This window comes from Xanthocytophaga flava (genome assembly GCF_030068545.1).
Classification (GTDB): Bacteria; Bacteroidota; Bacteroidia; order Cytophagales; family 172606-1; genus Xanthocytophaga; species Xanthocytophaga flava.
On the sequence record NZ_JASJOR010000029.1, the window covers coordinates 103,020 to 110,154 of the forward strand.

Annotated in this window: 5 protein-coding genes; 1 reads left to right on the forward strand and 4 read right to left on the reverse strand. The window is 38.5% G+C overall.

All coding sequences use genetic code 11. From position 1 onward, the window contains the following. The first annotated feature begins 298 nt into the window (after positions 1 to 298). On the forward strand, positions 299 to 1,549 hold the full coding sequence (locus QNI15_RS30545) for a bifunctional 3,4-dihydroxy-2-butanone-4-phosphate synthase/GTP cyclohydrolase II (RefSeq protein WP_314035499.1): 1,251 nt from the start codon (positions 299 to 301) through the stop codon (positions 1,547 to 1,549). 49 nt (positions 1,550 to 1,598) lie between these two features. Here the strand turns inward: QNI15_RS30545 and QNI15_RS30550 are convergent, their stop codons facing one another. The 4 genes from QNI15_RS30550 to QNI15_RS30565 form a co-directional block, all read right to left on the reverse strand. Beyond that, complete coding sequence (locus QNI15_RS30550; protein ID WP_313988844.1) at positions 1,599 to 1,886, reverse strand: hypothetical protein; 288 nt, start codon at positions 1,884 to 1,886, stop codon at positions 1,599 to 1,601. Between the two features lie 78 nt (positions 1,887 to 1,964). Continuing rightward, positions 1,965 to 2,534 carry a DUF4878 domain-containing protein gene (locus tag QNI15_RS30555; protein WP_314002252.1) on the reverse strand — a complete coding sequence of 190 codons (570 nt, stop codon included), beginning with the start codon at positions 2,532 to 2,534 and terminating at the stop codon, positions 1,965 to 1,967. A gap of 308 nt (positions 2,535 to 2,842) precedes the next feature. Continuing rightward, positions 2,843 to 5,323 carry a T9SS type A sorting domain-containing protein gene (locus tag QNI15_RS30560; RefSeq protein ID WP_314035501.1) on the reverse strand — a complete coding sequence of 827 codons (2,481 nt, stop codon included), beginning with the start codon at positions 5,321 to 5,323 and terminating at the stop codon, positions 2,843 to 2,845. 332 nt (positions 5,324 to 5,655) lie between these two features. After that, a complete protein-coding gene (locus QNI15_RS30565) occupies positions 5,656 to 6,897 on the reverse strand; it encodes a PQQ-dependent sugar dehydrogenase (RefSeq protein WP_314035503.1) in 1,242 nt (413 codons plus the stop codon). Between the last annotated feature and the right edge of the window lie 238 nt (positions 6,898 to 7,135).

The following is a 7,135-nucleotide window of genomic DNA, read 5'->3' on the forward strand; positions in this document are numbered from 1 at the left end:
CATAGGCATATAAAGCCAACACTTTTAGTGAATCAGTGCCACTTACCTGGTTGTTAGTTAGAAAATCGGATCTGTAGTGAACTTTACTAATTTATCCAGATGTTGAATGATATAGAAAACGTCAATCTTACACGAACCTGTCATCTGTACACTTAAAGTGTACCTGAATAGTTCTGAGTTCCAAAGATCAGATGTAGAAGGTTTCTTGTACCTTTGTTGCATTAGTCCGGTTTCAGTGTGAGAGAAAACGTGGAAAACTTTTGAATATACCTAAGTTATTTACATAATTTTTAGTCTAATGAATACTATACCCACATCAGTAAACGGTGATATACAACTAGATACCATCGAAGAAGCTATTGAAGCCATTAGAAGAGGAGAGGTCATTATCGTTGTGGATGATGAAGATCGGGAAAATGAAGGAGATCTGATTTGTGCTGCTGAAAAGATAACACCAGAGATTGTAAACTTTATGATTAAGGAGGCTCGTGGTTTGATGTGTGCTCCTCTGACCCAGGAACGCTGTACGGAACTGGGGCTGGAAATGATGGTTGGACGGAATACCGCTGTGCATAGCACTCCGTTTACAGTTTCGGTTGATTTACTGGGACATGGTTGTACTACAGGGATATCTGCCAGTGACCGTGCCAAAACTATTCAGGCTTTGGTTGATCCAACCATTAAACCTGAAGAACTGGGACGTCCGGGGCATATCTTTCCGTTGAGAGCTATGCCTGGTGGAGTACTGCGTAGATCTGGACATACAGAAGCTGCAGTAGATTTTGCTCGCCTGGCAGGGTTGCAGCCTGCCGGTGTGTTGATTGAGATCCTGAATGAAGATGGTACCATGGCCCGTTTGCCTCAGCTTCGTATAATGGCTGATAAGTTTAAATTGAAGCTGGTTTCCATTAAAGATCTGATTGAATACCGACTGGCAAAGGAAAGCCTGATTAAGCGGGAGATTGGAGTAGATATGCCTACTGATTATGGTCATTTCGATCTGATTGCCTATCGTCAGGAAAATACGGGTGATCTGCATATGGCATTGGTAAAAGGACATTGGGAAAAAGATGAACCAGTACTGGTGCGTGTGCATTCATCTTGTGTGACAGGAGATATTTTTGGGTCATGCCGATGTGATTGTGGTGGTCAGTTACACAGAGCTATGGCTATGGTGGAAAAAGAAGGAAAAGGAGTGGTATTGTATATGAATCAGGAGGGGAGAGGAATTGGATTACTGAATAAGCTAAAGGCTTATAAACTTCAGGAGTCAGGTCGGGATACAGTACAAGCCAATCTGGAACTAGGCTTCAAGATGGATGAACGCGATTATGGTGTGGGTGCTCAGATTTTGCGTGATCTGGGGATCACAAAAATCCGTCTGATCTCCAACAACCCTAAAAAACGGGCTGCTCTGATTGGATATGGGTTGGAAATCGTAGAAAGAGTCCCTATTGAGATTGAACCAAACCCACACAATGAAAGATACCTGGAAACGAAACGGGATAAAATGGGACACGAGATCCTGCAAAATGGACTTTCATTATAAGTCATCAATAAAATCAAAAGCCGAATGAAATTTCATTCGGCTTTTGATTTTATGAAAGTAGAGCTTTTACAATCTGTTCCCATTCTTCTTTCAACGATACCTGAGGCATTTTTTTTCCGGCACGCGTATACCAATACTGGGCATTCCAGGAATCACCTTCTTTCCGATGCAGGTAGGCATGTATCCAACAGTTAGTAGGACTATTGTTGACCTGAGCCATGTTATGGGCTGTTTCCCAATCTTCTTTTCCATCATACCAAAGTGCTTTCAGGGCATCATTTAATTCTGATGGCGGTTCTGAAGTAGAAAGAGAAGATATAAATTCCTGATATATCATAGCATCTTGTATAAGTAGATCTTGTTTGATCAGACGAATATACTTTTTTTCTACTATCTACCCATTAGTTAGGTTGATTTAATGATGATGTTTGTCATGTCCATATGCATGACCACGTGGGTGATGTTTATGCTTGTGGTGGTGATGATGATGATCATCATCTTCTTCCTCAATAACAAGAGTTGGTTTGATGATGCGAATTTTAGGCAGTACAATCACATCATACTGATCGTAAAACACAACATACCGTACTACCTGTACCTGAGGCTTCTTTACGACAATAAGCCATTTTTCGTTAACCAGTACCAGCTTTATTTTTTCTTTTTTGACTTTGGGACCTACTTTGATATTTACAGTCACTAATGCTTCCTTATCATCTACTATTTTCTTATCCAGTACTTCTACTTCTACCTTTTCAGGCTTCACATCTTTGCGATAATCTTTCGCCTCTTTTTCTACCTGAACCAGTATGGGTTTACTATCTTCTGTAGAAATTTCTTTCGCTTTTTCAAAATCATTATCCTCAATAGATCCGAAAAAGTCATCAATGGTTTTCACTGCTTGTTCTTCTTTACTGGTTCGGCAGGAGGTCATTCCCCATACCGCCAGGCACAACACTGCCAAGGTAAAAATCTGTTTTTGAAGCATAGGTTTACAAAAATTTATATGATGCGAAGATAGAGTCTTACCTGTCGTGTTTTTATTGAAGTCTATTGCTGTAATTACAGATGTAGGATTGATCAGGAGTTTACTGTGTGAAGTCAAATACTTCTAGTGTATATAGCTGACAAACAGTTTAGCGAATAAAAAGAGAGCCTTGAAAGGAAGTATTTTTACGAGTTATATTTTATGTAGTTATGAGTAGAATACATCAAATTACAATTGGTACACTATCTACTAAAACATATCAGTGGTCTGGTTTGATAGTTGTTATTCAACCAGACCACTACAAATTATTAATGTAGAATTACCCGTTTTGAGAATGTACCTTTGGCTGTAAATGCCTTTAGGATATATAATCCTGAGGGTAGGTTTCCTGTATGGATTTGGTAGCCACCTACTACATTTTCTGTTGTAACTGGCACAATTTTTCCTGTAGAGTTGTACAAAAATACTTTATCAATATTCCATCCTGTAGGAACTTCTACTGCAAAATGACCGAGAGCCGGATTTGGATAAAGTTTGACCAGACTATTGTCCAGTATTTCGGTGCCTAATGGTTTTTGAGGGATGAGTTTCATCACTCGGGCATAATCATAGACAAGAAATAAATCGTCACCAGAGGATAATACCAAACCTGTTGATTCAAAATGCCCTATGGTATTTGCAACAAAGCTACTGTCTATCGATCCATCAATCTGTAAACGAATAAGAGATTGGTTGAATGCTGAAAATGAACCTGCTAATATTGTTTTACCATCCGGCTGAACGGCCATATAACCTACATAGTCTTTATCTTTTAAAGGCAAATTAAAGGTTGTATCAATACTTCCATTTTTGTTCAACCGTAATAATTTAAATTTTTCTGTTTTTCCTGGGACTGTGAGAGAACCGTTAATCAGAAGTTGTTCATTTGGTAGTAACTCCATTGTGCCAATATAATCCTGTGTTTCATAGGGTGTAAAGGTAGTATCCAAAGATCCATTGGGATTAAGACGTATGACTCGTCTGGCCGCTGAACCAGACCCAATGTCTAGAAACTGAGTTATGTTCTGTAATACAATAATCTTTCCATCATTCTGTAGTTTAATTTTATAGACTCCTTCTGGTAAATCAGTGCCTGTATCAAAACTGGAATCTCGTGATCCATCACTATTTAAACGGATCAGATAGGAAGATGAGTCTTTCGGATAAAATAGAACTGCCCCTACCAGAATCTTTTTATCTGGTTGAATGACAATATCATACACATCATACGTGAATTGTGTAGGACTTTCAAATGTAAGATCAGTTGTGCCATTTGGATTTAATCTGATAAGAGATCCTGTCTTTTGTCCATTAAACGTAGAAAAACGTCCGCCAACCCATATCTTGTTATCATTCTGGACAGTAATTTTACTGATAAATCCGCTGGCTGGATTGCCCTTCTCATCCAGGCCTATTCCGGCTTTAAAGCTGAGATCTACGTGACCATTTGGATTAAGACGAGTTAAATAAGATTGATTATCTGTGTTGACTACATGAAAATATCCACCTAACAAAAGCTTTCCATCAGATTGTTTGGTTAATGCGGTTATATTACCAAGTTCCTCTAGTTTTAGATTAAAACTATTATCCAGAGTTCCATTTTCATTGAGACGAATAAGAGAGTTATATGCAGCTTCTCCATACGTATTGAAAAATGCATCAGAGAGTACTTTGCCATCTTTTTGTAGGGCTAGTACAGTTGTAAGATATTCTGCGCCTATTCCTACATGAAAAGTAGGGTCCAGACTGCCGTCAGGCATAAATCTGAGTATTTGTCCATTACCAGTAGAAGACTGATGCCATGTTTTTGCTACAATTTTTCCATCATGTTGTATTGCAACAGCAAAACCATCATAATAGGTAGTGTCTGTATTTCCGGCCTTAAATGTACGATCGAGAGATCCATCTGAATTAAGGCGAGAAACACCAGTAAGATCTGGAGATTGATATCCATTACCTCCTAAAACAATTTTCCCATCATTCTGAACTACCACAGCAAATAATTGCTGATTTCTTACAAAAAGATCTGGTACAAAACTACTGTCCCAGCTACCATCTGTATTAAGACGAATAATTCTGGTTTTTGAATCATTTGACTCTGTAGGATCTTTGATATATCCGACAATAACTATTTTTCCATCAGGTTGTTCAGCAAGTGCCGAGATAGAGTAGATTTTTACACCTGTCATAGTGAATGAGGGATCAATACTCCCATCTGCACGTAATCGATAAACTCTCCCATCACCCTCTGTCTTATTGTAGGTGTTGGCTCCCAGAATCATACTTTGATCTTTCCGAACAATGAAATTATTTGGGTTAAAGTTATCGCATCGTATATTGGTATCATAGATAGCATTTAAACTTCCATCAGGATTTAACAAGGATATCTTAAATATTTCCTGGCTTTCCGGATTATAGTATTTTTCGCCAACCAGAATCTTACCATCTGTTCTAACTCCAAGTACATAGCTGTCTACAACATCTATAGATAACTGAAATGTGTTGTCTATACTACCATTGGGAAGTAAACGTACAATCTTTTTAGATGGGTGGTTGTTTATATAATCTATGTATCCACATATCAGAATCTTCTGATCTTCCTGAACTACGATAGAATAAATTCCAGAAGAATAGTTCTTTACAAGTGGATTTTGAAATGTACTATCAGAACTATAAGTCTGAGCAAAACCAGAAACGTTAAGAAGAGAACATATAATTAAGAATAGAAAAGGATGTAAAAGATGTTTCATCAATAATTGTAATTAAATAGAGTGTTGATAGAAAATTCTGATATAAAAGTTGTTACGTATACTTTTAACTAGGTGAAGAGGACATAAGAGGTGGCTTTATCGCTTTTACTAATATTCTAAATAACTTCTATGAGAAATAAGAGTACAAATGTAGAAATATAAGTGTTTACTAATATGTGATTTTTTCAACGAAAAATTACATGTTAAGCTATTATTTATAATGATTTGTACATGTGTTAAAAAACAAAAGCATGATAAAGAAAGCAACAAGGATTTTGTTACTTCTCTATCATGCTTTAAGTATCCAGAGGATACTGTTGGTTTTTTACCTGTTATTTCTTTGCAATCTGATACAGTCTTCCCTGATCTGTAACCGCATAGAGTGCGCCATCTTTTCCTTCCGTGATATCGCGGAAACGCTGATTCTGATCTGCCAGTAGTCTTTCTTCACCTACTACCTTATTGTTTTCAATTACCAGTCTGACGATGTGCATGCCACTAAGCGCACCAATGAAAAGGTTATTTTTCCATTCAGGAATAGCTGTGCCACTATAGAAAGTGATACCACTTGGCGAAACTACAGGGTCCCAGTAATAAACAGGTTGTTCCAGACCTTCTTTTTGTTGAATAGCATCGCCTATTTTAGATCCACTGTATTCGATCCCATAGGTAATAGTAGGCCAACCATAGTTTTTGCCTGCTTCAACCCGATTAACTTCGTCCCCGCCTCTAGGACCAAATTCTGTTTCCCAAAGGTCACCAGTTTCCGGATGAAAGGCCAAGCCCTGTACATTGCGGTGTCCGTAGGAATAAAGTTCCGGACGGGCTCCTGCTGTATTCGCAAATGGATTACCAGCTACAGGTTTTCCTTCTTTAGTGATCCGGATAATCTTACCCAATCCTGAATTAAGTTGTTGTGCCTGAGGCCGGGTTTGCAGATCTGAACGTTCACCTGTACTGATTACTATGTTATTGTCTTTGTCAAACAGGATTCTGCCACCATAGTGCAAGGTTCCATTATAGGCAGGTGTAGCACGATAAATAACCGTCGCACCTTCTATTTTTGTTTCATCCGTAGATAGCTTGCCTTTAGCTACAGCGGTCAGGTTGCCTTCCGGAAGAGGTTCTGAAAAAACCCAATAAACCATTCGGTTCTGCGCAAAGTCCGGATCGACTCTAACTCCAAGCAATCCGCCTTGTCCATCAGGATTAACCTTGGGAAGTCCGATAATAGGCTGACTCACTACTCCTGCATTGGTTGCGATACGCATCGTTCCAGCTTTTTCTGTGATCAGTAATCTTCCATCCGGAAGACTAGTTATTCCCCAAGGGTTCTTAAGGTCACTACTCAAAACATTTCCTTCATAAGGAGTTTTGGTTACTCGACCCGCTATACGGGTTTGACCTGTAAAGGCTGGTTTATAGTCTGTGTTGGGAGCTTTGGTTTCCACCGGAGCAACTACACTATCTGTTTTCGTGTTATCTTCTTGTGGTGTTTTCACGCTTTCTGCTGTGTTGTGTCCACACGAGGCTAGGGCAAGTAATGTGCTTGCCAGTATAATGGGTTTAAGCATTGTACTTGTTTTAGGTTGAAAGATTGTTTTTCAAAAATAGATCTTTATCTATAGTATGACTAATGCATACGTTTTTTTGTTGATAACGTTTTTATTGATTTATGATATATCGAAGCTGTTTAAACAAATAGGAAAATCCCCAAAGTAGGGTGAATTTTGAGGTGCGAACTTAAAAAACACAAAACAATGGGGATTCTCAGCAAAGATATGATCGAAAAATGGATTTTACCACAGTTGC

Coding starts and splice junctions, on each gene's coding strand:
- QNI15_RS30545 (WP_314035499.1), top strand. CDS start 299: ATGAATACTATACCCACATCAGTAAACGGTGATATACAACTAGATACC.
- QNI15_RS30550 (WP_313988844.1), bottom strand. CDS start 1,886: ATGATATATCAGGAATTTATATCTTCTCTTTCTACTTCAGAACCGCCA.
- QNI15_RS30555 (WP_314002252.1), bottom strand. CDS start 2,534: ATGCTTCAAAAACAGATTTTTACCTTGGCAGTGTTGTGCCTGGCGGTA.
- QNI15_RS30560 (WP_314035501.1), bottom strand. CDS start 5,323: ATGAAACATCTTTTACATCCTTTTCTATTCTTAATTATATGTTCTCTT.
- QNI15_RS30565 (WP_314035503.1), bottom strand. CDS start 6,897: ATGCTTAAACCCATTATACTGGCAAGCACATTACTTGCCCTAGCCTCG.